This window comes from Planktothricoides sp. SR001 (assembly GCF_001276715.1).
Lineage (GTDB): Bacteria > Cyanobacteriota > Cyanobacteriia > Cyanobacteriales > Laspinemataceae > Planktothricoides > Planktothricoides raciborskii.
In genome coordinates this window covers 19,962-44,705 of sequence record NZ_LIUQ01000004.1, presented here as the reverse complement: position 1 = coordinate 44,705, position 24,744 = coordinate 19,962, and the positions used below count along the sequence as shown (strand labels likewise).

The window sequence follows — 24,744 nt, the reverse complement described above, 5'->3', positions numbered from 1 at the left end:
AAAAAGCTAGGAAGGCGTTTTCAGGGCGAAGCATTCGCAGAAACCGGGTTTCTTCAAGAAACCGGGTTTCTTTGCGAAGCATTCACAGTTTTAAAAGACGCGATCGCTCTTCTGGGGTCAAATCCCGCCACTGACCGGGTTCTAACCCATCTAACCGGAGATGCGCGATCGCCACTCGCACCAGTCGCAACGTCGGAAAGCCCACCGCTGCGGTCATGCGTCTCACTTGGCGATTTTTTCCCTCAGTCAGAGTTATCTCTAACCATGCGGTCGGCACCGTTTTCCGAAACCGAATCGGCGGATCCCGTGGTGGTAAGGTGGGTTCACCTTCTAACAACTGCACCTTTGCCGGTCGAGTTCGGTAATCAGCGATCGTCACCCCATTCCTTAACTTTTGCATCGCCTTTTCATCGGGGATGCGTTCCACCTGAACCCAATAAGTTCGAGGATGAGCAAACTTGGGGGAACATAACCGATTTTGTACCTGACCATTATCAGTTAATAACATCAATCCTTCACTATCTCGGTCTAAACGACCCACGGGATAAACATCAGGAACCGGGACATAATCTTTCAACGTTTGATAACTTTTATCCCCCACAATGTCACCATAATTTGACCCGACATCACTAAACTGACTGACAACATTATAGGGCTTGTAAAAGAGAATATATTTCATATTTATATTTCATATTTTATGTTGACTGGTGACGGTTATTTTTACTACTGATTCCTAATTCTTTATTCCTGCCCAACGTAGGGGCGCAATGCTTGCGCCCCCGCTCCCCCGCTCCGGGGCGACCACTTAGGGGAGCCCCTACACCGACTCCCCCGTTCCCCCGTTCCCCGTTGCCTGTTGCCTTTTCACTTTTCACTTTTCACGCTCAAAGGTAACGTCACCGTAAAAGTAGTCCCCCCCCCAAAGGTACTATCAAAAGTAATTTTTCCGCCATGTAAATCTATGGCGTGTTTAACAATGGTCAAACCTAAACCAGTGCCGGTAGTATTACCAATGTTATTGCCCCGATAAAAGGCATCAAAGATGCGGTCTTTTTCTTCAGCTTCAATGCCGACACCATTATCTTTGACTTGGAACATGACCACCTTAGATAAACTTTCTGGGCTTGGTGATGAGGAATTTTCTGAATTTTCCTCAATTTCTTCATAATAGCTTAAGGTTAATTCTACCCGGCCATCTCGCCCAGAATATTTCAGGGCATTGGACAATAAATTGATTAAAATTTGTCGTACCAAAGTAATATCCACTAAAGACTGAGATAGTCGATCTTCTACCTCGCGACTACAAGTAAATGCGATCGCGCTACGGTGCGGATAACCGCTTTTGACTTCTGAAATAATCTCACGACATAACGCCGCTAAATCAAGGCTTCCCGGATCGAAGTCTTTTTGACGAGCTTCGGAATTAGCAATTTCCAGAATATCATTCAGCATATTAGTTAAATGTTCAGCCGCCGCTTGAATATGTCGGATATGCTGACTGCTTTTTTCGATCGCCCCAGTATGCACATAGACTTCCAACAAATCTGCGGAAGATAAAATCGTCGCTAACGGGGTACGGAATTCATGGGAAGTCATGGTAATAAATCGGCTTTTCAGGGCGTTTAGTTCTCGTTCTTTTTTCATCGCCTTGCGAATTTCTTCCTCCGCTTGTTTGCGTTCGGTAATATCCGCCAAATAACCCACCACTTCCAGGGGGTTGCCCTGTTCATCTAACAGCAGTCGATTTTCATCCCGTATCCAGCGATAATTACCCTGAGCACAAAGAAACCGATATTCATAACTGATGGTTTGACCTGGTTGCCACCCTGACTCAAGAGCGATCGCTATCTCCGGGAGATCTTCTGGGTGGATATGATCGATCCAAAAACCAGGATTTTCTAGGAATTTTTCTGGTTCATAACCCAGCAAGGTTTTCACATTGTCACTGATAAAGGTCGTCCGACAATTTCCCCAAGGTTCCATACTATAAATTACCGCAGGGTTTCGGGTAATTAAATAACCCAGTCTTTCTTGGGTGACTCGCAGGGTTTCTTCGATTTCTTTGCGCTGGGTAATATCTGACACCAAACCCGCTTGACGATAAACTTCTCCTTGTTCGTTGCAAATGGGAAAAATTCTTTCCCACAACCAGCGAATGCGACCATCGGGTCGAATAATCCGATATTCGTGACTGATTTCTTGGGGGTCAAGGATCTGCCGCATTACGGCGCCGAGAATTCGATAGCGATCGCTGGGATGAATCATCTTGTCAATCCAACCCAGAGGTTCCGCATAAAGACTGGCACAAGTTTGACCAAAAATTATCTCATAAGCCGGATTGACATAAAGTAATTTTTGGCGATCGTCTGAAGCAATCCAGAAAATTTCTTGACTATTTTCGGCAATTTGTCGGAAGCGTTCTTCTGATTCTCGCAACGCGGCTTCGGTGCGATAGCGATCGCTAATATCTCGCTGCACCCCAAAATGTCCGGTAATTCGGCCTTGGTCATCATACAGACAAATATATTCCCCTGAAATCCACAGTTGAGTACCATCAAAACGCCGTTCATCGGCGATAATTTCCAACTTGCCGCGATCAAACAAGTGTCGCAAAAGTTTTCGCCCATACTCAAGATTATGGGCAAATAAATCATTGGGAGTTAGACCAATGAATTCTTCACGCTTTGTTTTGTATTGAGTCAACATCGCCTGATTCACTTTGGTGACTCGTTGGTGAGCAAATACATAGTCCAAAATTTGTTCTTTATCTACTGTATCGTCCCATTGCACTGGTGCATCCAGCATCATAAAAAAGAAGCCTTCCAGGGATTTAGAGAAGAATAGTTCCAGTAAGTTTTCCGTTTCTCGTAGTGCTAATTCTGTTTTTTTGCGATTGGTAATATCCCGACCGACTCCCTGAATTTCTATAATTTCTCCCTGTTCGTTGTGGATGGCGTAGTTTTCCCAAGCAATCCAGCGGCAGCCTTGAGGAGTAGACGCTTTCTGCTCAAAACTGACTCGATAGGGCGGAAATTCCAGTAATTTCATCACATCTAAGGTATGTGCTTGCTCCTCTTGATCCACGAGCGCAAAATAACTTTGACCGAGTAATTCTGACCGAGTACGGCCAAATAATACACAGTAAGCATCATTGACAAAAGTTAATTCACCAGCGGGATTAATTCGGACAATCAAATCTTGTTGAGATTCAATTATTCCTCGGTAACGGGCTTCACTTTGTTCTAGGGCAATTTGGGCTTTTTTGCGATCGCTAATATCCAATTTCTTAATCCACAACCGCTGCAAGCAACCCGCTTCAATAATTCCCAAGAAATTTAGCAAAAAATAGCGATCGCCTTCCGGTGTATTACTCCATCGAATTTCGATTTTATTTAACCGATATCCCGCCCGAATCAACTGCCGAGTTTTCTCTAGAGTTTCTGGTTCCTTGGGAGAACGCCATTGGGTGACAGATGTGCCAATCATTTCTAACCCAGAAGTCATCTCATGCATTTGAGCCATCGCATCATTACATTCCACAATGTAACCATACTGAAAAATTTGCTCAATTTGGGCTGCTTCTGGCTGGTCAATAGAAATCGGTGGGTTAAATTCCCAACAGTAAATTCCCTCAGAACTTTGGGTAATAAAAGCGCGGTAGCGTTCTTCGCTGCGTTTCAGCGCTTCGGCAATTTTTACTTGCTCCGTGACTTCTCGGATCGTTCCCACTAAAAATTTATTTTGCTTGGAGTCTGTCACGCTAGTTTTTTTGGTAGAAATAATATGAATATTTCCGGCTGAATCGGTCAATTCTTCTTGAATTGTGTAATCACAGCCTGTTTCTAAAACTTTTTGATCAACTTGCCAAAAAACATTCACCTGTTCTGGTGGGAAAAAATCTGGGTCACTTTTACCGATAATCTCCGATTGACCACAGCCAATCAATTCACATAAAGCCCGGTTGACTATCACAAATTCATGGTTTTCATTTTTAACAAATATAGGGTCGGGTATAGCATTAATGATTTGTTGTAAAAATTCTTGAGATTGTCTCAGGTTTTGCTGACTTTGAATGCGTTCGCGAAGCGGCGCGGATGCGCTATCGCGAAGCGTTGCGGATGCAATATCGCTAATATCCCGCGCTACCAAAATCACCGAATCTTCTAAAAACGGTGAAATCCGCGCGTCAAACCAACATTCCCGACCTTGAATCGATAAATTATACTCTACCTGAACGGTTTCCTGCTGATTTAAAGCAACTTGAATCCGATTCAGTATTAGTGCCGCTGTTTCTGGTGGTAACACTTCTGACAAAGTTTTGCCCAGCAATTCTCGCGGTGGCTTGTAGAATAAGTTACTTTTGGTTGGGGCAATATTTAAATAACGTCCGTCGCGATCGAGGACAAAAACCATATCAGTAATTGCCTGGAAAAGCGATCGCAGTTCCGCTTCCGTTTTATGCCGTTTGGTAATATCAACTGCTAGGGCGATCGCGCCGATTAATTCTCCCTGGGAATTGTTCACAGGTAAATATTTCCACTGGTAAAATCGACCACCATCACTTTCTGACACAAACAGCAAAGGCAGTTCAGCCATTGTTTCGATATCTTCTCCAGTCGCAAGGCAATGCCGAAGTTGGGCGATCGCCTCTGGAACATCCAGATTTAACTCCAAAAAATTTCGGCCAAGCAGTTCATTTGCTTGCCAACCTTTGACCTCCTCATTTCCTTCGGCGATGCGGATATATCCTGCTCCATTCAACACCAATACCAATCTCACTTCATGCCCCAGCATTCTTTGAATATCTAGGTAATTGACAGAAGAAAAAACGCCAGCTAATGGTTTTTTTTCAGCCAGAAAACTTTCTGATGCTAAATTAGGGCTTAAATCCTTGAATTTCTGTAGCTTTAAGGCAGTTGATTTATGAAATCTTCCGGCTTTTTTTGATAATAATGATTTTGACAAATTATTATTTTTTTTACTATTTAATTTGTCGGTATCAATACTTCGTTTTTCAAGGTAATTATTACTTAAATAATTCAAGATAAAATTTTGATTAATTACATAAAAAATTATACCTCTACCATCAACTAACGGCAGGTGATTAATTGCTGTTTCTTGAAAAATTTCCAGGACTCGCTCGATCACCATTTTTTGGGTTAAACTATTTAACTGGCTAAACCGATCCAAGTTATCCATAGATGCCCCATGTTCTGGGACAAATTCTAATAAATTCAGGGTAATCACCGGAGTAATCATCACCTCTTCAATGGTCAGATTATGTTCGGTAAGATGACCACTAGCCACTAAACGAATCACATCACTTTGGGTAAAAATTCCCATCAATGATGCTGCGGGAAATTTTTCCAGCTTGTAAGAGATTTCTGAGTTTGATTGAGCGATATTCGATTGAGCAATTTCTAGATAATTACTGGGATAATTATCAAGCCCGTCTACAATTAATACACTGCTGCGACTCAGTTGACTCATCAGTGAAATGGTCGAGATAACCGAGCTAGATTTGGGGATTTGTAAAGGCAAGTTAATCATTGATCTATAATTTATGTTATTGATAATTGTTTTTTTATTACTAGGTATTGGCAAATAAATTACGCTACAAATAAGCAGCATATTTTGGCAATTATATTATATATATGTTTGAATAACAATATATGCTATGGCCAAAAACACTCACATAATTTACGTTTCTGAAAATATAATTAATCCCTAAACTTTACCATAATCTTAGCACCGCGATTTATCAGCGATCGCGCTCTTGAGCAGTTTTGGCTGATATTCCCTCAAAAAAATATTGTGTTCTATAGTTAATCCACCTATTATAGGGTTTTTTGTATTAAAGACCACAATCGATTCCATTCGGGAGCACCGGTCGGCAAAGAGCCTCAACTTCTATGATAAAATAATCTGGATATTGTATGGTAATTCAATCCAAAACTCCACAGTCTTTGAGTAATGGATTGAAGAGTTATTAACGAATCTTATTAGTGAATCTTGGGGTTTTTCCCCGGATTCTAGGGGCGCTGAACTGACCAAAAGCTGTTGGCGGCGATCGCAATGCCAAAAATCGAAAACTCTGAAACTTCGACCATGACAGTTGATCCTCGATGGAAATCCAGGATCCACTAGCCTTGCGGATAGCGGGCGATCGGCGACCACCGAACCACCCTCAGATGTTTAAACACAACCCAATCATAACAAGCAACAAGTAACAAGTAACAAGTAACAAGTAAGAAATGGCTTGAGTCTGATGCTGAAGACACATTTAACTGTTGGTGATTGGAGGGGGATTCACTGGTAAGAACCTGATATTTCAGGAAATATTTTTCTAAGTATGGTAGTCTATCGAGTAGAGAGTTAAGCAATAGCCAAAGGTGGTTTGCCGAAGCATCAAGTAGCTGACTATAGCTATATTGTAGTAAGCAATTGAATATGCCACCAGAATTGACTCAACAATAGCGCTTTTAACCTAACTGTTAAAGGCTTTGAGAGATACCTCCACATCTGGCGTGATTACTTCACTTCAGATTGTGCCATACTCAGAAACTTCCGGCTATTACCAGATTTTTCCGGGTTAAATGTATCTGTATGATTGTCTCCTGGTACCGTTCAAGATTATTGATTCACTTTTTAGCTATGGATATTTTGACAGTGGGTTGGGCTTCGCTGATGGTTGTGTTTACCTTTTCCATCTCTATGGTGGTTTGGGGTCGCAACGGCTTCTAATTTCCTGAAAAACTCCTTAAGAGTTCCCGCCAAGTAGCCAAAGGCGACTAAGTTATAGTGGGGGCATAGTGGGGGCAATGCCAACAGGCGATCCTTGCCCCCAATTTCTAACCATCGAAAAAAAGTAAAGTTCTTATGGCTCCTAAGAAGATTTTGATGTTAGTCGGTGACTTTGTAGAAGATTACGAAGTCATGGTGCCATTCCAGGCACTTCAAATGGTCGGCTATGCCGTTCATGCGGTCTGCCCGGATAAAAAAGCTGGTGACAAGGTTCGCACGGCTGTCCATGATTTTGAAGGGGATCAAACTTATAGCGAAAAACCGGGTCATAATTTTACCCTAAACGCTACCTTTGATGAGATCGATCCTTCTAGCTATGATGCCCTGGTGATTCCCGGTGGCAGAGCCCCAGAATATATCCGCTTAAATCCCCGGGTTTTGGAAATTACTCGCTATTTTGCTGATGGGAATAAACCTATTGCGGCGATTTGTCATGGGTTACAACTGTTAGCCGCAGCGGGTGTGCTTACCGGGAAAACCTGCACCGCTTATCCCGCTTGTGCCCCAGATGTGACGGCTGCCGGTGGTCAATATGTCCAAATTGGCGTGGATGAGGCGATCGCTGATGGCAACTTAGTCACGGCTCCCGCATGGCCTGCCCATCCCCGCTGGTTAGCCGAGTTTCTCAAGGTCTTGGGTACGACAATTAGCCATTGATAATTCATAATTCACAATTCATAATTTGTTGTTGGGTAGGGATTCTTTGGGTAGGGATTCTTTGGTTGAGAACAAATAAAGAAACCCGGTTTCTTAAATAAATAAACCGGGTTTGTTAATTAATTATTTTCCCAAACCATAACAAATTAAGGAGAAAAAATTATGCTTTTACGCTTATTAACGTTACCGATTACCGGCCCAGTTGAAGGGATTATTTGGATTGGCGAGCAAATTTTAGAACGAGCCAGTGGGGAATTAGACAGTAAAGAAAATTTACAAAAACAATTGTTAGCGTTACAGTTAGCTTTTGATTTAGGGGATATTTCTGAAGAGGATTATGATGCCCAAGAAGAGGAGCTTTTATTAGCGATCGAGGCATTGGAAGAAGACGAATTAAGAGAAGAAGAGGAATAATAAAATTGTTGATTGTTGATTGTTGATTGTTGATTGTTGTTGGGTAGGGATTCTTTGGGTAGGGATTCTTTGGGTAGGGATTCTTTGGTTGATTGTTGATTGTCTTTTATCCTCTATATAAATTAGACCATTTACAAAAATTCATCCAACAGTAGGGGCAAAGCATTCCGGCATATGCAAATCCGCTCAAAATATTAACCTATATACGGTCATGCTTCGCCTCCGCGACCAAAAGTGTTGCATTTTTAATTGGAAACGGTATTATTAATAGGGATTTAATTTTGACAAGTAACCTATCACCAAAGGACAACCAACTAAAAACTAATAACTAATAACTAACAACAATCAACTAACAACCAACAACAAACAACTAACAACAAATAACTTAAAAATCCAAAGTCATGGTTTCCAAATAATAGCCCGGTTGAGCATCTTTTGGTTCTGATTTTTTTTCAGCCGGGGACTGAAGCGGGTCTTGAGTTGTTTCGGCTTGAGTGCGTTCGCTTTCCGGGGAATTACCCTTAATTTCATGGGCGGATTTGTCTAGAAAATCAATTTGTTCGGCGATCGCTTCTAGTCGCTGATAAATAGTAACTTTTCGCTTTTCTATGGCTTGTAATTCTTGTTTTAGACGCTTTTTTTTCTACAGCCAGTTGATAGATTTCTAGGTAAGTGGTTGCCTGATTGCTTTGCCGAGGCATGGTGCTGATTTTAGGGCGAATGATTCGGCTGCTGGTGAGCGATCGCATCTGGAAACTCTTGACAATGGATAGGGAACAGGGAACAGGGAACAGGGAACAGGAAATAGGAGATAGGAGATAGGCAATAGGCATTAGGGAATAGGGGAAAATGGGGAATCATATTCAACCCTGGATTGACCAGTGGGATGGTTTTAGCAGTAAGTGAGAAGCAGCTACGCGATCGAGTGGTTTAGAGAAAAAGTATCCTTGACCTAATTCGCAGTCGAGCATTTTCAGTTGTTGAAGTTGCTCGGAGGTTTCTAATCCTTCTGCCGTGACATCCATCCCCAAAGCATGGGCTAAGGTGACAATGGCTTGGATAATTTTGCGGTGTTTACTTTCCTGATGAATTGAGTTAACGAAAGAACGGTCAATTTTTAAGGTATCCAAGGGAAACTGGTGTAAGTAGCTTAGAGAAGAATAACCAGTCCCGAAGTCATCCAGGGACAACAAAATTTGTCTTTTTCTCAGTTCTGAGAGAGTTTCTAGGGCATATTCCATATTTTCCACGATCGCCGTTTCCGTGATTTCCAGCTTCAAACTGTATGGGCTGACACCGGTTTCGGCGAGAATTTGATCTACTAAGTGAATCAAATCCAGTTGTAAAAATTGTTTGGCCGACAAATTAATACTCATGGTTAGCTGATCGGCGGATGTGGCGTGGTTATTGACTAGAATCGATTGCCATTCCTGCAATTGGCGACAAGCTTGCCGCAAGATCCACATCCCCAGAGGGATAATTAAACCACTTTCTTCCGCCACCGGAATAAATTCTGCGGGAGAAATGAAACCGCGTTCTGGATGATGCCAACGCACCAGGGCTTCAAAGCCTTTAATTTTGCCGGTGCGGAGACAAACGATCGGCTGATAAGCTAACCAGAGCGCATTACTGTCGCCGCTTTGCACCGCTTCAATTGTATGACGCAGTTCATTTTCTAAGTTTAAGCGAGCGAGTACCCGGTCGTGCATGGCTTTATCAAACACCGCGTGTTTGGCTTTGCCGCTTTGTTTTGCCCGATACATGGCAATGTCGGCGTCCCGCAATAGATCCGCCGAACATTCGTAACCCATTGAACTGAGGGAAATGCCGATGCTGCCGGAAATAAAGAATTCGTGACCTTTTAGGGTAAACGGTTCTTGGAGTTGTTCGTGAATTTGTTCGGCAACTCGAATCGCATCATGGGTATCCTGGATATCTTCTAACAGAATCACAAAATGATCGCCGCCGATCCGCGCTAGAGTATCGTTGGGTTTTAAACAACTTTGTAACCGTAGGGAGATGACGATTAAGAGTAGATCGCCGACCGCATGACCCAGGCTGTCATTGACCACTTTGAACCGATTCAGATCCAGGAATAATAGGGCGAACAAATAACCTGGGGTTTGCTGGGCTTTTAAATCGGCTTTTTGTAAACGTTCAATCAGGAGAGAACGATTGGCCAAACCTGTTAAGGGGTCGTGATACGCTTGATGGGTTAGTTGTTCTTCAACTTTTTTGCGATCGCTAATATCCGTTTGAATGCCGATAAAGTGGGTTAGTTGATTTTGGGCGTTATAGACCGGGGAAAGTTGTAGTTCATTCCAAAATAAGCTGCCATCTTTCCGATAGTTTCGCAAGACAACAGTGCAGTCTTTTCCTTCTTTAATGGCGGCTCGTAATCTGTCTAATTCTGGTTGATTCCGCTCTGATCCTTGCAAAAATCGGCAGTTACTTCCGAGTACGTCCGCCGCCGAATATCCAGTGATTTGTTCAAAGCCCGGATTGACATAAACCAGTCGATTATTGTTTCTAACGTCGGCGATCATGACCCCATTTTTACTGGCAGCGATCGCCTGTTCTAACATTTTTAAGCGTTCTGCTTGTTCGCGGCGATCGCTAACATCTCGTGAATTCACCACGAACCCATTAATTTTCGGATCGTCTTGCCAATTTCTGCCGATTGATTCTAAATAAACCCAATGACCATTGGCATGACGAAATCGCAATTGAATTTCTCCCTCTGAACCTGGATTTTGCAGCGCTTTGACAAAAATGGCCGAAATGCGATCGCGCTCTTCTGGGTGAACATAATCAAAGGCATTATCCCCCACTAAATCATCCGGATCGTAGCCTAAAATTCGGGTAATTGACGGGCTTTGATAACGAATGATGCCATCAGGATCTAAAATTGTGATAATATCTGAGGAATTTTGCACCAGGGATTTAAACCGTTGTTCACTATTAATTAAAGCATTAACGGCTTTCTTTTCCTCAGTAATATTCAAAATAATCAAACAAACGGCTATCACCTGACTCTTTTTATCATAAACCGGATGATAGTTTATTTTAAACCAATACTCTTATCGGTTTATTCCTTGAATATTTTTTTCTTTTTCTAAAAATTTTCCTTCTAAAGCATCGGCAAAATATTGAGCAAAATCGTCCAAAATTAGATCATTTTTTAAGCAAAAAATTATAGAATCAACCTGATGAATTTCTTTTTGCCAAATCCCTTGAATAATCTGACTGGCTGCGGGGTTGAATGCTTGAATTTTATAGCATCGGTCAATTAGTAAAATTCCTTGAACTGAAGAATCAAAAATAGCTCTTAAGTTGGCTTCAGATTGAATCAACGCGGATTCCGTTTGTTTGCGATCGGAAATATCCGCAATCGTCCCCATAATGCGGGCATCGCGATCGCTCAATTCACAAACAATGTTGGCATCACAAGCAATCCAACGGATTTGGCCGGTTGAGGCATGAATAATGCGATATTCTACATGGTATTCTGTACCTTCGGAAATCGCGCAGGCGATCGCCTGTTCTACCTGCGGGCGATCTTCTGGATGAATCCTTTGCAGAAAAATGCTGGCAGACCCTTGGCTCAGATGCAGGGGAAATCCCAAAATTCCGGCTACTTCTTTCGACCAACTAATCATCCCCGTAGCCAAATCCCAATCCCAAACTCCCTTATGGGCTGCTTTCAAAGCCAGATGTAACCTAGCCTCATTTTCCATCTGGACTTTGGCTACTTGGTGTCGTTCCAATTCAGCAGCAGTTCGGGCGGCGAATAGTTTTAAAATGGAGTGCGATCGGGGATTCAATGAGAAAACTTTATCATCCAAAATCGACATCACCCCGATGGTTTTTTTGCTGCTATCGAGTAAGGCAATTCCGTGATAACTTGAAGACCCGACCCATTGTTGCATACTCTGAAGTTGAGGAAATTTTTCCCTGACTTCTTCCGTACAAATAAACTCACCGATTTTCAGGGTCATTTCACAAGGGGTTTCGGCAATCGGGTATGTAAATTTTGATTGTATTTGTCCATGTTCGCTAAAAGCAAGTACCTGTAACTGATCTTGCTTTTTGCCAATTAACTCAGAAATCATTACATATCGCAGACCGAAAACTTCGCTTAAATAACGAACACATTCGGAGAAAAAAGCCGTGCCAATAACTGAAGCGGTTCTCTTTACTAAAGTTTGCAGAGTCTGCTCTGATTCCCGATTGATTTTGACCGGGCTAAATGTCATCAGTAAGAAGCGATCGCCCTCAAAACTGAGAAGTTTTGCCGACATTGCCACCCATTTAGAAGTTCCATCCGCTTTCTGGACTTCTATTTCATAATCAGTCACTTCACCTTTTGTTGTCAGGATAGCTTGCCATTTTTGATAAATTTGAGCATCAGGATAAATCTCCCAGAGGTGAAGCCCCAATATTTCTCCGGGACAGGAATTAAACTGCTCACAGTAATGGCAATTAGCGAATAAAATCACCCCATCCGCCACTCGACTAATCAGCAAAGCAACCGGCATGGCAGCGGCGATCGCCTCCAATGACCCTGGCAGCGATAATGATAACTCTAATGGTGGGTTTATCGATCCACCTTCTTTGTTTCCTGCCACACAGAATTCTTCCTGTAATTTGTCTTGCTTATGTTGTATAGATGTTTCACCAATAAAACTTTTACTGGTCTTGGCTAATTTACGAAGATGATTTCCTTTGCGGAATTCCCGTTTAACTCTGGTCTGAAAATCTTTGGACATCCATCCGAAATTATCTTGGTTTTTAGAAAACATTAACAACCACCTAATAACATTTTGTTTACTGACAACCTGCGATGCCCTGATATCCAAACACACAAATAATATTGGCAGTGCCCGGACTTGTGTGTAAAGTTTAAAAAATTTTTCATATTATCTCTTAATAAAAGATAAAAATTAGCAATTTTTTGTTAAGTTTTAGCAAATTTACCCCAACCGATCAAAATCATTCTCAGTAATTTCATATCCCTCCCGCCCCACCAAGAGGGCGATCGACCCTCGGTTTCTGGTTTTGTTTTCTCTGTTACTAAATCTTAGGGGCGATTGGCGATCGCTGACTTGGCGTCGTTAAAATGATTATTTATTAGTTATTGGTGATTGGTTGTTAGTTATTGGTTATTTTCTCAAGGACAAATCACCAAGGACAAATCACCAAGGACAAATCACCAAGGACAAATCACCAAGGACAAATCACCGAGGCAGAATGTTGAAATCTGATAACTTAAACCTAAGAAACTGTAAGGATGAAGGCTGAATGATGCAAGATAAGAATAAAGTTCAGTAGTTAGCGCCCTAGCCTGATTCAAGAGGGCGAATCACCGATCGCTCATCCCTAACAGCTTTCGATCTACCGATCAAATTAGTCTTTAATGACCCGGAAATGGAGAGTTATTTTATGTTGGAATCATATCGTCAACAGGTTGCACAACGGGCAGCTTTAGGCATTCCGCCGTTACCTTTGAATGCGGAACAAACTGCCGATTTATGTGAACTCCTGAAAAATCCGCCCCCAGGGGAAGAAGATATTACGCTGCACCTGTTGCGCGATCGCGTTCCCCCTGGAGTAGACCAAGCAGCTTATGTCAAAGCTTCCTTCCTGACTGGCATTGCCAAAGGGGAAATTTCCAGCCCCCTGGTTTCGCCCCTAGAAGCGATCGAACTCCTGGGGACTATGATTGGTGGCTACAATATCCAATCCCTGATTGACTTATTACAGGTATCCGATGAAACCTTGGCGAATAGCGCCGCCAAAGCCCTCAGCAAAATAGTCCTAGTTTACGACGCTTTCAACGACGTATTAGAACTGTCACAAACCAACCCCTACGCCAAACAAGTGGTAGATGCGTGGGCTGCGGCGGAATGGTTCACCAGCCGATCGCCCTTAGCGGAAAGCATTACCGTCACCGTGTTTAAAGTGCCTGGGGAAACCAACACCGACGACCTATCCCCAGCCCCTCACGCCACCACCCGACCGGATATTCCCTTGCACGCTTTGGCCATGTTGGAATCCCGGATGCCCGACGGTCTAGCCACGATCGCCGAATTAAAGAAAAAAGGCCATCCCGTCGCTTATGTGGGAGACGTGGTGGGGACGGGTTCTTCCCGCAAATCCGCCATTAACTCCGTGTTGTGGCATATTGGCGATGATATTCCCTTTGTCCCCAATAAACGGGGCGGGGGCTATATCCTGGGAGGTGCGATCGCGCCGATTTTCTTCAACACCGCTGAAGACTCCGGCGCCCTACCCATTGAATGTGATGTCACCAAAATGGAAACCGGCATGGTCATCACCATTCATCCCTACAAAGGGGAAATCACCAACGAAAATGGCGAAGTCATTTCCACCTTCAAACTCAAACCAGACACCATCACCGACGAAGTTCGCGCAGGCGGTCGGATTCCTTTATTAATTGGTCGTAGTCTCACCGACAAAACCCGCGCCGCTTTGGGCTTAGAACCCAGCAACCTATTCATCCGTCCCGTCCTGCCTGCGGACACCGGCAAAGGCTTCACCCTCGCGCAAAAAATGGTGGGCAAAGCTTGCGGACTGCCCGGAGTTCGTCCCGGCACTTCCTGCGAACCCATAATGACCACCGTCGGATCTCAAGACACCACCGGCCCGATGACTCGCGACGAACTCAAAGAACTCGCTTGTCTCGGTTTCTCCGCAGACCTGACCATGCAGAGTTTCTGCCACACCGCTGCCTATCCCAAGCCGGTGGATATCAAAACCCATAAAGAATTGCCTGATTTCTTCTCCACTCGCGGTGGGGTAGCCCTCCGTCCGGGAGATGGCATCATTCACTCCTGGTTAAACCGGATGTTATTGCCCGATACCGTGGGCACCGGAGGCGACTCTCACACCCGTTTCCCCTTGGGAATTTCTTTCCCGGCAGGTTCCGGGTTGGTGGCATTTGCCTCTGCCTTGGGGTTGATGCCCTTGGATATGCCCGAATCGGTCTTAGTCCGGTTTACGGGTGAACTGCAACCGGGCGTCACCCTGCGGGATATTGTCAATGCCATTCCTTATGTAGCCATCCAAAAAGGTTTATTAACCGTGGAGAAACAGAATAAGAAAAATGTTTTCTCCGGGCGCATTATGGAAATGGAAGGATTGCCAGATTTAAAAGTTGAACAAGCTTTTGAATTAACCGATGCTACGGCGGAACGGTCTTGCGCTGGGTCTACCATTAAGTTAGGTACTGAGACGGTTTCTGAGTATATGCGATCAAACATTGCCCTATTAAAAAATATGGTCGCACGTGGTTATCAAGATGGGCGAACCATTATGCGCCGGGTCGCTAAAATGGAACAATGGTTAGCCAATCCAGAATTAATGTCGGCGGACGCTGATGCGGAATATGCAGAAATTTTAGAAGTCAATCTCAACGAGATTAAAGAACCAATTGTTGCCGCACCCAATGACCCGGATAACGTTAAATTAATGTCCGAATGTGCCGGTGATACAATCCATGAAGTTTTCATCGGTTCTTGTATGACCAATATCGGCCATTATCGCGCTGCCGCCAAAGTATTAGAAGGGGCAGGGCCGGTGAAAGTTCGCCTGTGGATTTGTCCCCCCACTCGCATGGATGAAAAACAACTGCGGGAAGAAGGAATGTATGGCATTTTTGCCGCTGCCGGAGCCCGCACCGAAATGCCCGGATGTTCCCTTTGTATGGGCAACCAAGCGCGAGTTGAAGATGGGGTAACGGTGTTTTCTACCTCTACTCGTAATTTCAATAATCGCATGGGTAAAGGCGCACAAGTTTATCTTGGTTCCGCCGAATTAGCGGCAGTTTGTGCCCTGTTGGGACGCATTCCCACCGTTGAGGAATATATGGAAATTGTCGGCAAGAAAATTGACCCCTTTGCGGTCGATTTATATCGCTATCTCAACTTTGACCAAATTGCAGGTTTTGAAGATGAAGGTCGCGTGATTCCTCTGGAACAAATGCCCAAAATTGAAGATATTTTAGGCATCCCCGTGGGCGCTAAGTAATCCGATATTTGGTAGCCTGTAGGGTGTGTTAGGCGGGCGAAAACTTTTGCTATTTTAGCAAAGTATTCGTTCCCGCCGTAACGCACCGAATTAATCAGCAAAAAATTGACTAAAATGCTTGCGCCCAAATAAACCTCGGAATTGTAGAAAAAATTTTATAATTTGGTATAAATTATAAAAAAAACGTTTAATTTGAGCAAAAATTAAAACATTTGGAGAAATCAAAATGAGACAGAGTTTAGCTGATTATGCAAAAATTAAGGACACAAATAATCTTTACGAACAAGATTATTTGCAATGGATAGAAGCCACTTTACAACAATTGCGCGATCGCAATTATGAAAAGGTGGATTGGGAAAATTTGTTAGCAGAAATTGAAGATATGGGCAAGCGCGATCGCCGTAGCTTAGAAAGTAATCTAGTGATTGTTTTATTGCACCTGTTAAAATGGCAATTTCAACCGGAACATAGAACTGGTAGCTGGTCGGGAAGTATTGCTGAACATCGCAGAAGAATCGCCAAGTTATTAAAAGATTCTCCCAGTTTAATCGCCTATATTGACAGCATTTTTTCTGGATGTTATGAGGATGCTAGAGAACAAGCTTATTTAGAAACTGGATTACCCCAGGAAACCTTTCCCATAGACTGTCCCTATCAAATTGCTGATGTACTCGATCGCCAGTTTTGGCCAGAGTAGGGACTTGGGCCAGCCGTGTCCCTACCACACTTAATCTACTGTAGTCATAAAATTATGTTTCACAGGTAGAACTATGACATTATCTCAAGTTAAGCAAAAAACTCTTTACGACCAAGATTATTTGCAATGGATAGAAGCCACTTTAAAACTATTGCGCGTTGGCGGAGCCTACCGTAGGTAATCGCAATTATGAAAAGGTGGATTGGGAAAATTTGTTAGCAGAAATTGAAGATATGGGCAAGCGCGATCTCCGGATATTTGAATTTATTTCCCCCAGAATGTCCTTATGCCGTTGAGGAAATATTAGATGATGATTTTTGGCAATAAAATTAGCAATTAGCCGGTAGGGTGCGTGATTACTGGCAAAAATTTTTGCTATTTTCAGTAAAATATTTTTCACCTCCTAGACGCTTTTTTTAATAGACCTCTGACAAAATAACGGATCGATACCCCCAACCGTTCCCGCGTTGCGGATATATGAGGATCAAGCGCTAATCGGCTTTGAACGAATAATGCTCTGAATTGTCTAATGTAATCCGGTCATACAACACCGCCCTGGTTCAGTCAGTAGAAAATTGCTATAATTTATGAATTACTTCGCGGGAATGACAATGGTTCATTTAAAACGGTTTTAACAGTTATTTTCGGCAGTCAGGAGCAATAAAAATGATCAAATGGCAAAAAATGGGGATAGTTTTTGCTTGCCTGGTAATTGGCGGAATTGGTGGCTGTTCTGTGGTAAAAAATGATGGGCTTGATCTGCCTTTGGGTCAGGAAGCGATCGCCAAAAAAGGTAAGGAATTCACGGTGATTATTGATGGGTGCGGTGCCGGGTCGGGGGCAATTGTTAAGCGAGAAAGAAATACTTATTCGGTGCTGACTGCCTATCATGTGGTGGAAAAGAAGGATTTGAATTGTTTAATTATTACTCCAGACCAAGAAACTTATCAGGTGAAAGGAGATACTATCACCAAACCTGTGGCGGATGTGGATTTAGGGGTGCTGACTTTTACCAGTGATAAAAATTACCCAGTGGCGAAATTGGGCGATTCAGAAAAGGTGGTAGAAGCAACCAGCATTTATGTTCTCGGTGTTCCTGGTAGTAGTGCAGCAATTTCGCATCGCACGGTGTTATTTAATTCAGGCAAGATTACTGGTAGAGTACCGGAACCGAAGAATGGTTATATTTGAATTTATGATGCGAATACTCAACCGGGTATGAATGGCGGGCCGGTGTTGAATCACCGAGGGGAAATTGTCGGGGTTCACGCAAAAGGCGATCGCGATGAAAAGGGCATAGAAAATAGCTGGAATTTAGGGATTCCCATTCAGATATTTATCAATCCAGAAACTTACGCGAATCTGAAACAACAAGAAAAGAAAACTGCTAATGATTATTACAGTCAAGGAATCGCTTTTTTCCATGAAAAAGATTATGCCGCCGCTTTGGGATCATTGGACGAAGCTATAAAACTCGATGCCAATATGGGCAAAGCTTTTCTCCTTCGGGGAACGGCTCATTATTTTCTAGATAACACAGAAAAAGCGATCGCTGATTATACAAAAGCGATCGAACTAAATCCACAAGATCCAGCGAATTACAATCTTAGAGGTAATGCCTATACGCGGTATAATATTAATAAAGATAATTTAGAAAAAGCGATCGCTGATTACACAAAAGCGATCGAACTAAATCCACAAGATCCGGCAGCTTATAAAAATCGTGGTTCGGCATACCAGTTGTTGAATGGGTTGTACAAAGCTAAAGATAGTTTAGATTTAGCGATCGCTGATTACACAAAAGTGATCGAACTAAATTTACAAGATGCGGCAGCTTATAATAGTCGTGGTTGGGTTTACTCAGAATCAAAAAAATATGATTTAGCGCTGGCTGATTACACCAAAGCGATCAAAATAAACCCACAAGATGCGGCGGCTTATAATGGTCGTGGTTGGGTTTACTCAGCATCAAAAAAATATGATTTAGCTATGGCTGATTACACCAACGCAATCGAACTAAATCCACAAGATGCGGCGGCTTATAATAGTCGTGGTCTACTTTACTTGGAATCAAAAAAATATGATTTAGCGATCGCTGATTACACCAAAGTCATAAAACTAGAGCAAAATTATTTTCATGCTTACGAGAGTCGGGCTAAGGCATACAAAGAATTAAAAAAATATGATTTAGCTATAGCCGATTACATTAAAGGGGGTGACTCCTACTATGGCTTGAAACAATATAAATCAGCGATCGCTAATTACACGAAAGCGATCGAACTCAATTCCAAATATGCTGAGGCTTACAATCTTCGTGGTAATGCCTATTTTTGCTCACAAAAATATGATTTAGCCATAGCTGATTACACCAAAGCCGTAGAACTGGATCCTAAATTTGCTTGGGCTTACAATAATCGGGGTAATGCCTACTATAATTTACAAAAATATGATTTAGCCATAGCTGATTACACTAAAGCCATAGAACTGGATCGGAACTATGTTAATGCTTACAATAATCGGGGTAATGCCTACCAAGACTTAAAAAAATATGATTTAGCCATAGCTGATTACACCAAAGCCATAGAACTGGATCCGAACTTTGCTTGGGCTTACAATAATCGGGGTAATGCCTACAAAAACTTACAAAAATATGATTTAGCTATAGCTGATTACAACAAAGCCGTAGAACTGGATCGGAACTTTGCTTGGGCTTACAATAATCGAGGTAATGCCTACAAAGACTTACAAAAATATGATTTAGCCATAGCTGATTACAGCCAGACTATCAACCTGGAGCCTAACTATTCTTTCCTTTACAATAATCGAGGTTTGGCCTACGATAACTTACAAAAATATGATTTAGCCATAGCCGATTACACCAAGGCAATAGAACTTGATCCTAACTATTCTTGGGCTTACAATAATCGGGGTTTGGCCTACGATAACTTACAAAAATATGATTTAGCCATAGCCGATTACACCAAGGCCATAGAACTTGATCCTAACTATTCTTGGGCTTACAATAGTCGGGGTAATGCCTACAAAGAGTTACAAAAATATGATTTAGCCATACCCGATTACACCAAGGCCATAGAACTTGATCCTAACTATTCTTGGGCTTATTATAATCGGGGTGATGCATACAAAAACTTAAAAAAATATGATTTAGCCATAGTCGATTACACTAAGGCCATAGAACTCGATCCGACCAATTTTGATGTTTACAATAACCGGGGTGATGCCTACAAAAACTTAAAAAAATATGATTTAGCCATAGCCGATTACGCCAAAGCCATAAAAGCGGTTTTTGACTAAACTCATCCTTACTATAGTCTGGGTTTGATTTCTGATACCGCTTGCAATCAAAAATCCAATAATTTAGGCGCGAGGCGACCACTTACTTAGGGCAGTCCCTACATCGGATTGCCCCTACTAATGCCCAAATTAAGGTCGTAATTGTAGCAATAATTTTTGATGCTTGGTATAACAAAACTAAAAAAACCCGCTATCAAGCGGGTTAATCTTAATAGTGCTTGAAGAAACCCGATTTCTAGGTTTCTGCCAAACCTTCGTCACAAAGCCAGCGAATATCTCTGGGAAAAACCGTTGGATCTGTCCAGTCTGTTCTCAAACTGGGAGCAAGATCAAGGGATTTCGATACGAGATCGTCTAACTTCATACTGTGACAAGATCCATATCCGGGAATCATTAACGAACCTGTCAATTTTTGACTTGTCGATCCGAGTGAATTTCCAAATCCAGCCACCACATCCAAAAGGAAATACCTTCTAGCGATTGTCCGTCGTTCTGGAATGAGTGACAGTACCCCATTATCTAATCTAATTAAACCACGTTGAATACAATCCTGCAAACATCTGTCAATTTCTTCCCGACCGTAATTTTCTGCTAATAGAATTTGATAGAGAGATGTCACTGTGCGATCGCTGCAACGTATAATACCATGTTCTAAATCCAATGGCACCAAAAAACCTAACTGCTGGAGTTCCCGACGTAGCCGAATTGCCGCAGTTCTTACCTGAAAAAATGACCCAGTGTTCGGCATTTCCAACAGCTTTTTTAAGTCGCCATTTAGAGATGAAAAATATCCTGCCCCATCAACATATTCTACAAACCGAGCATCTGGGGCGATTTTCAGCACATATTCACGAGAAGCCTTTGTTTGATCCACATTTTTATGGGAAACGCTACCTGAGTCACCCGCGTAAAACTGACATTGAATGAATATTCTTTTGCCCCAATTCCCTGTCCATTGGGGAGTCTGGTAAGGCAAAACAAAATCATAAGCCCGTTTTTTTTCTTTTTTATTTGCATTAACAGATGTCAAGTTAACATCTGTCGTATTATAATCAATATTTTCTCGGAGCCCCCATTCTGCGAGTCGTTGTCGGAGTAGTTTCTCTGGTTCGTGACCCCCGGACGCGGCAACCGAACCGCGCACTTGAAATATCACTAATGGAGTTAAAAGGTCGCGCTCTTTTTTAAACTCTTTGAGCATAAAATAACTTCGCCCAATACTCCATAGCTGAGAAATGCAAGAGTCATCATTTAAAAGAAAGTTTACAAATTCCTGCAATAATCTTTTTTGCTGGTCTGGATATGCCCTCAGACTCGCCACTCGTTTCATGTAAGTTTCCGCTGTTAAAACTCTAGGAATTTTTTGTAAAACTACCTGAGATTTATTCTGAGTTTCCCTTAACTTTGGGAATTTATCCCAACGCGCTACATCCCGCAAATATAAAGGTAATTGACATTTTGCATTATTATCAGATTTACCTGTCACCAGGAAAAGAACGGCTGAGAATGCCTGAAGATGTGTTTCTGCTTCTGTTTGGGTTTTACTGTTGATAAAATTAATAAATTGCTCGGCGATCGCCTCTGGGTGACAATCTTCTAATCGTTGAAAATTTTGTGTCGCCGAACCGATTATCTCCAAAATATTAGCCACGATATCTAATTCTTGATGAAAGCGATCGCTATCTTTAATGTCTGCCAGACATGGCGTAATCCATAAATCAAATTCTGCCAACCAGAGAGGGATATTTTTTTCTGCAATCGGGAGTTTCATTTTGAGCTATCTAAAAAATAATTTTATTGAAAAAACTGTAAAGTAGCCGCCGCTAATTTGATTGACAGGGGTGGAGGAACCGCATTACCGACCAAACGATATCCCGCAACTAAATTTACCTGACTCTCGCTATTTGTAAACTTAAAACTTTGCGGAAAACCTTGGAGAGTTGCACATTCTCGCAGAGAAAATGGTCTATTTTTTAACGGATGCAAAAAATAACGGGGATTATGGAAATTTGTCAGCACTGTGGGCGCGGGTTCTGACCAAAGCGGTCGCTTAAATAAGCCGGAACAGAACATCGCCCCTTTTAAGTCGTATTTTTCCTGGGTTTCTTTTAAATAATTTTTCTCCATTAAACATAAAATTTCCCGGTTTATCTCCATTAATCCAGAAAGCTGTTCGATTTGCTTAATAGATAAGGGATTACCATTGGGAAGATTGCCATATTTTTTATGTCGGCGATGTCGAGATATCGTTTCTAAAATAATTCTTTCTCGTTCGGTTACAGGATGAAAAACTTCGGGAATTTCCCAGGTATAAACCGAGGTGGGGGCGTGTCTAACGTTACAAAGCTTTTGTCCAGGTTTAATGGCGGAAAAAATTTTTTCATATTTTTTCGGCCAATTATAAGTCACTTGGTGGTCGGGGATGCGATCGTCAATTTCAATTAAATGAGCGATCGCCTCTCCGATCGTTCTTGGTGGTGGCAACAAAGATTTCCCATGATGATTACCAGACCAATTAAACAGTGGCAATTGCTCAATATTGGTTTCCGGTAGCTTAAATTCTCCTGAACGGGTTTTAACTGCGTGAGTAGGAAATGGCCAAGGAAATTGATGTTGAGCGGGTTGGCGAATTCCCACAAAAAATATCCGACGGCGATGTTGTGGAACCCCAAAAGCAGCCGCATCAAGTAAACGATATTCTACACCGTAGCCAATTGCTTGGAAATCTTGAATAATTTTCTGGATATATGACCCGCCAAAGTTTTGAGAAATTCCATCTACATTTTCCGCAATAAAAAGAGCGGGACGAAGATGATTAATGGCCTCAAGCATTTTCAAATAAAGCCCATTGCGAACATCTTCTGCTTTTTTCGGGCCAGCTTTAGAAAATCCCTGGCAAGGGAATCCTCCCAAAACAATATCGCAATGACTCAGCTTGGCAATATCAGCCTGAAATTCCGCCGAGGTTACGTCTCTCAGGACGACATTTTGATCGACATTCCGGGCATAACAATCTATGGCAGCAGGGTCATTATCACAAGCATAGAGTAAATCAAACCCAGATTGCTTGAAACCGATATCCAAGCCGCCACAACCGCAAAATAAACTGACAATACTTTTCATTCTGATGCATAAGACGCATAATTTATTGACGATGCTATTTTAAGCTATTTTAAATTTTCGCGATCGCATTACTCACATTCTCATCCAGTAAATTCAGCCAAATGTAGGGTGTGTTCGCGGAAAGATATAAACAATTAACTCCTATTCCAGCCGTAACGCACCACTACAACAAAATGTAGCACCACGGTTTTGGAGGATTACTGGTTTTGGTGGGCTACGACGCGGAATAAAGGCGATCGCTTTTATGCCAAAATCACTGCCGCGTCTCGTCCCACCCTACGAAGGACTTTTTTATTGTCAGCATGGTAAATTCAGGAAGCCCAACAAGTGCGATCGGGAAAATTGCCTGCTTTCCAATGTTGACGTAACTTGACTTCTGCTCTCAGTAAAATATCTTGATAATTATCACTACCTATCGCTTCAATTTCTTGAAATATTCCCTGGTGTTTATCAAGATGAATTTTCCCTAAATGTTCTGAGTCAATGCCAAAATTATAAGTAACTCCATGTTCATCTTCATTGACTTTAATCAACATGACATAAAAAGCCATAAACTCATCCTCAAATGTCATTTTATTGTAGGGGATAAGCATGACCGCCGATAAATTCCTGCTGAAAAACCGATATTTTTTCCGGTCATGCTTCGCCCTTACTTTGCGATCGCTTCATATAATTCAGGTTATTTTGGAAATCAAAGATGGTCGATCGCCCTGTAATTGTTTAGCCAAAGCTTCACCCTCTTCAATCTGCTGTCTAATTTCTTCTCGATGATCGTGATAATAGGTTAAAGCGGCATAAACATCCGCTAAAGTAATACTGGGATGGTGATAGATAATTTCATCTGGTGACATTCCCATTCTTTCATGCCAAATGACAATATCTTGAACTTTGATCCGATGTCCGGCAATCCGGGGTTTTCCCCCACAGACACCGGGAGTAATTTCAATGTGTTGTGCGATCGCGACTGATGACATAAATTTTGAAAAATAATCGTCAAGCTAAGTATAGCATTTTTATAACTTGATTATGGGATACTACCGTGTATCTTATTGCAACACTCTTGATTAACTAAAATGTATATTGATGAATTGCCCACCCTACAATCAAACTGGTTTTGCTGGGCTAGGACTGAGCATATTTTCTTGAAAATTGTGCAATTGCTTGGGGATTTTGGTTATTAATAGCGATGCAAATGTTAGTGTCTAGTAGATACACAACAATTTCCCCTTATTTTTCCAAAGCTTCTAGCTTTTTCTCATAAGCGATCTGACGTTCTCTCTCGATTTCTGCCATAGTTTGCACAAAATCTTCTCTTCCTTCCCAGGGACGCTCTAAAAATTCTTTCATTTTTTCTAACTTTTCCTCAATGGTCATAGTCTCAACTGGTTTAACTTCGATCGCCACTTGAGTCCCGTCTGGAATATTGGGATTTTCTGAAAGTTCAATAGTATTGCCATGTTTAATGCCGGTTAATTTCATTATGCAGACCTCCGATAATTGAGCAGCATTTTGATTATAGCTTAGGCGATTCACAGAAAAAACCACAAAGACACGGAGGTCACAAAGGAATAAAAAACCCGCCGTCGAAGGCGGGTTAATCTTAATAGTCCGTCAGTAGGGGCGATTCGCGAATCGCCCCTACAAAGTAGGGTGGGCAATTGAAAATTGATTCACCAATGGTTGAA

19 protein-coding genes are annotated in these 24,744 nt (G+C 42.2%); 9 read left to right on the top strand and 10 right to left on the bottom strand.

Going from position 1 to position 24,744, the window contains the following annotated elements:
- Positions 1–82: 82 nt before the first annotated feature.
- Both AM228_RS03600 and AM228_RS03595 read right to left on the bottom strand, forming a co-directional pair.
- On the bottom strand, positions 83–685 hold the full coding sequence (locus AM228_RS03600; RefSeq protein WP_156331510.1) for a pseudouridine synthase: 603 nt from the start codon (positions 683–685) through the stop codon (positions 83–85).
- A gap of 179 nt (positions 686–864) precedes the next feature.
- Positions 865–5,490 carry a PAS domain S-box protein gene (locus tag AM228_RS03595; RefSeq protein ID WP_197285208.1) on the bottom strand — a complete coding sequence of 1,542 codons (4,626 nt, stop codon included), beginning with the start codon at positions 5,488–5,490 and terminating at the stop codon, positions 865–867.
- 1,116 nt (positions 5,491–6,606) lie between these two features.
- On the opposite strand from AM228_RS03595, the gene petN reads away from it, so the two are divergent.
- The 3 genes from petN (at position 6,607) to AM228_RS03585 (ending at position 7,875) form a co-directional block, all read left to right on the top strand.
- A complete protein-coding gene (gene petN / locus AM228_RS35955; protein ID WP_322096536.1) occupies positions 6,607–6,744 on the top strand; it encodes a cytochrome b6-f complex subunit PetN in 138 nt (45 codons plus the stop codon).
- Positions 6,745–6,879: 135 nt separating this feature from the next.
- On the top strand, positions 6,880–7,461 hold the full coding sequence (locus AM228_RS03590; RefSeq protein ID WP_054464743.1) for a DJ-1/PfpI family protein: 582 nt from the start codon (positions 6,880–6,882) through the stop codon (positions 7,459–7,461).
- A 162-nt stretch (positions 7,462–7,623) separates the two neighbouring features.
- Entirely contained in the window at positions 7,624–7,875 is a 252-nt protein-coding gene (locus tag AM228_RS03585) for a gas vesicle protein GvpG (RefSeq protein WP_054464742.1), read from the top strand.
- A 551-nt stretch (positions 7,876–8,426) separates the two neighbouring features.
- On the opposite strand, the gene AM228_RS03580 is transcribed toward AM228_RS03585, so the two are convergent.
- From AM228_RS03580 to AM228_RS03570, 3 genes are read right to left on the bottom strand one after another with little or no spacing between them, the layout of a single operon-like run.
- Complete coding sequence (locus AM228_RS03580; protein WP_156331509.1) at positions 8,427–8,708, bottom strand: hypothetical protein; 282 nt, start codon at positions 8,706–8,708, stop codon at positions 8,427–8,429.
- Positions 8,709–8,738: 30 nt separating this feature from the next.
- On the bottom strand, positions 8,739–10,904 hold the full coding sequence (locus tag AM228_RS03575) for a bifunctional diguanylate cyclase/phosphodiesterase (RefSeq protein WP_054464740.1): 2,166 nt from the start codon (positions 10,902–10,904) through the stop codon (positions 8,739–8,741).
- A gap of 51 nt (positions 10,905–10,955) precedes the next feature.
- Positions 10,956–12,677, bottom strand: a complete 1,722-nt coding sequence (locus AM228_RS03570) for a PAS domain S-box protein (protein ID WP_054464739.1) — start codon at positions 12,675–12,677, stop codon at positions 10,956–10,958.
- Between the two features lie 640 nt (positions 12,678–13,317).
- Here AM228_RS03570 and acnB point away from each other — a divergent pair.
- From acnB to AM228_RS03550, 6 genes are all read left to right on the top strand, one after another.
- Positions 13,318–15,924 (top strand): bifunctional aconitate hydratase 2/2-methylisocitrate dehydratase, encoded by a 2,607-nt coding sequence (gene acnB, locus AM228_RS03565; protein ID WP_054464891.1) that lies wholly within the window; start codon positions 13,318–13,320, stop codon positions 15,922–15,924.
- 226 nt (positions 15,925–16,150) lie between these two features.
- Positions 16,151–16,621, top strand: a complete 471-nt coding sequence (locus tag AM228_RS03560; RefSeq protein ID WP_054464738.1) for a DUF29 domain-containing protein — start codon at positions 16,151–16,153, stop codon at positions 16,619–16,621.
- A 73-nt stretch (positions 16,622–16,694) separates the two neighbouring features.
- The gene (locus tag AM228_RS34865) at positions 16,695–16,802 is read left to right on the top strand and encodes a DUF29 domain-containing protein (protein WP_231636589.1); all 108 of its coding nucleotides are present in this window, start codon (positions 16,695–16,697) and stop codon (positions 16,800–16,802) included.
- A gap of 16 nt (positions 16,803–16,818) precedes the next feature.
- Positions 16,819–16,917, top strand: coding sequence for a DUF29 domain-containing protein (locus tag AM228_RS34860; protein ID WP_231636604.1), 99 nt, complete (start codon positions 16,819–16,821; stop codon positions 16,915–16,917).
- Positions 16,918–17,287: 370 nt separating this feature from the next.
- Entirely contained in the window at positions 17,288–17,812 is a 525-nt protein-coding gene (locus tag AM228_RS03555) for a serine protease (protein WP_054464737.1), read from the top strand.
- A 27-nt stretch (positions 17,813–17,839) separates the two neighbouring features.
- Complete coding sequence (locus tag AM228_RS03550) at positions 17,840–19,936, top strand: tetratricopeptide repeat protein (RefSeq protein WP_054464736.1); 2,097 nt, start codon at positions 17,840–17,842, stop codon at positions 19,934–19,936.
- A gap of 235 nt (positions 19,937–20,171) precedes the next feature.
- Here the strand turns inward: AM228_RS03550 and AM228_RS03545 are convergent, their stop codons facing one another.
- From AM228_RS03545 to AM228_RS03525, 5 genes are all read right to left on the bottom strand, one after another.
- On the bottom strand, positions 20,172–21,707 hold the full coding sequence (locus AM228_RS03545) for a hypothetical protein (RefSeq protein WP_054464735.1): 1,536 nt from the start codon (positions 21,705–21,707) through the stop codon (positions 20,172–20,174).
- Positions 21,708–21,730: 23 nt separating this feature from the next.
- Positions 21,731–23,059 (bottom strand): DNA cytosine methyltransferase, encoded by a 1,329-nt coding sequence (locus AM228_RS03540; protein WP_054464734.1) that lies wholly within the window; start codon positions 23,057–23,059, stop codon positions 21,731–21,733.
- Between the two features lie 311 nt (positions 23,060–23,370).
- Positions 23,371–23,652, bottom strand: a complete 282-nt coding sequence (locus tag AM228_RS03535; protein ID WP_231636588.1) for a hypothetical protein — start codon at positions 23,650–23,652, stop codon at positions 23,371–23,373.
- An 81-nt stretch (positions 23,653–23,733) separates the two neighbouring features.
- On the bottom strand, positions 23,734–24,033 hold the full coding sequence (locus AM228_RS03530; protein ID WP_054464733.1) for a DUF433 domain-containing protein: 300 nt from the start codon (positions 24,031–24,033) through the stop codon (positions 23,734–23,736).
- A gap of 253 nt (positions 24,034–24,286) precedes the next feature.
- The gene (locus tag AM228_RS03525; RefSeq protein WP_054464732.1) at positions 24,287–24,538 is read right to left on the bottom strand and encodes a hypothetical protein; all 252 of its coding nucleotides are present in this window, start codon (positions 24,536–24,538) and stop codon (positions 24,287–24,289) included.
- Between the last annotated feature and the right edge of the window lie 206 nt (positions 24,539–24,744).

Coding starts and splice junctions, on each gene's coding strand:
- AM228_RS03595 (WP_197285208.1), bottom strand. CDS start 5,490: ATGAGTCAACTGAGTCGCAGCAGTGTATTAATTGTAGACGGGCTTGAT.
- petN (WP_322096536.1), top strand. CDS start 6,607: ATGATTGTCTCCTGGTACCGTTCAAGATTATTGATTCACTTTTTAGCT.
- AM228_RS03590 (WP_054464743.1), top strand. CDS start 6,880: ATGGCTCCTAAGAAGATTTTGATGTTAGTCGGTGACTTTGTAGAAGAT.
- AM228_RS03585 (WP_054464742.1), top strand. CDS start 7,624: ATGCTTTTACGCTTATTAACGTTACCGATTACCGGCCCAGTTGAAGGG.
- AM228_RS03580 (WP_156331509.1), bottom strand. CDS start 8,708: ATGCCTATTGCCTATCTCCTATCTCCTATTTCCTGTTCCCTGTTCCCT.
- AM228_RS03570 (WP_054464739.1), bottom strand. CDS start 12,677: ATGTTTTCTAAAAACCAAGATAATTTCGGATGGATGTCCAAAGATTTT.
- acnB (WP_054464891.1), top strand. CDS start 13,318: ATGTTGGAATCATATCGTCAACAGGTTGCACAACGGGCAGCTTTAGGC.
- AM228_RS03560 (WP_054464738.1), top strand. CDS start 16,151: ATGAGACAGAGTTTAGCTGATTATGCAAAAATTAAGGACACAAATAAT.
- AM228_RS34865 (WP_231636589.1), top strand. CDS start 16,695: ATGACATTATCTCAAGTTAAGCAAAAAACTCTTTACGACCAAGATTAT.
- AM228_RS03555 (WP_054464737.1), top strand. CDS start 17,288: ATGATCAAATGGCAAAAAATGGGGATAGTTTTTGCTTGCCTGGTAATT.
- AM228_RS03550 (WP_054464736.1), top strand. CDS start 17,840: ATGAATGGCGGGCCGGTGTTGAATCACCGAGGGGAAATTGTCGGGGTT.
- AM228_RS03545 (WP_054464735.1), bottom strand. CDS start 21,707: ATGAAACTCCCGATTGCAGAAAAAAATATCCCTCTCTGGTTGGCAGAA.
- AM228_RS03540 (WP_054464734.1), bottom strand. CDS start 23,059: ATGAAAAGTATTGTCAGTTTATTTTGCGGTTGTGGCGGCTTGGATATC.
- AM228_RS03535 (WP_231636588.1), bottom strand. CDS start 23,652: ATGCTTATCCCCTACAATAAAATGACATTTGAGGATGAGTTTATGGCT.
- AM228_RS03530 (WP_054464733.1), bottom strand. CDS start 24,033: ATGTCATCAGTCGCGATCGCACAACACATTGAAATTACTCCCGGTGTC.
- AM228_RS03525 (WP_054464732.1), bottom strand. CDS start 24,538: ATGAAATTAACCGGCATTAAACATGGCAATACTATTGAACTTTCAGAA.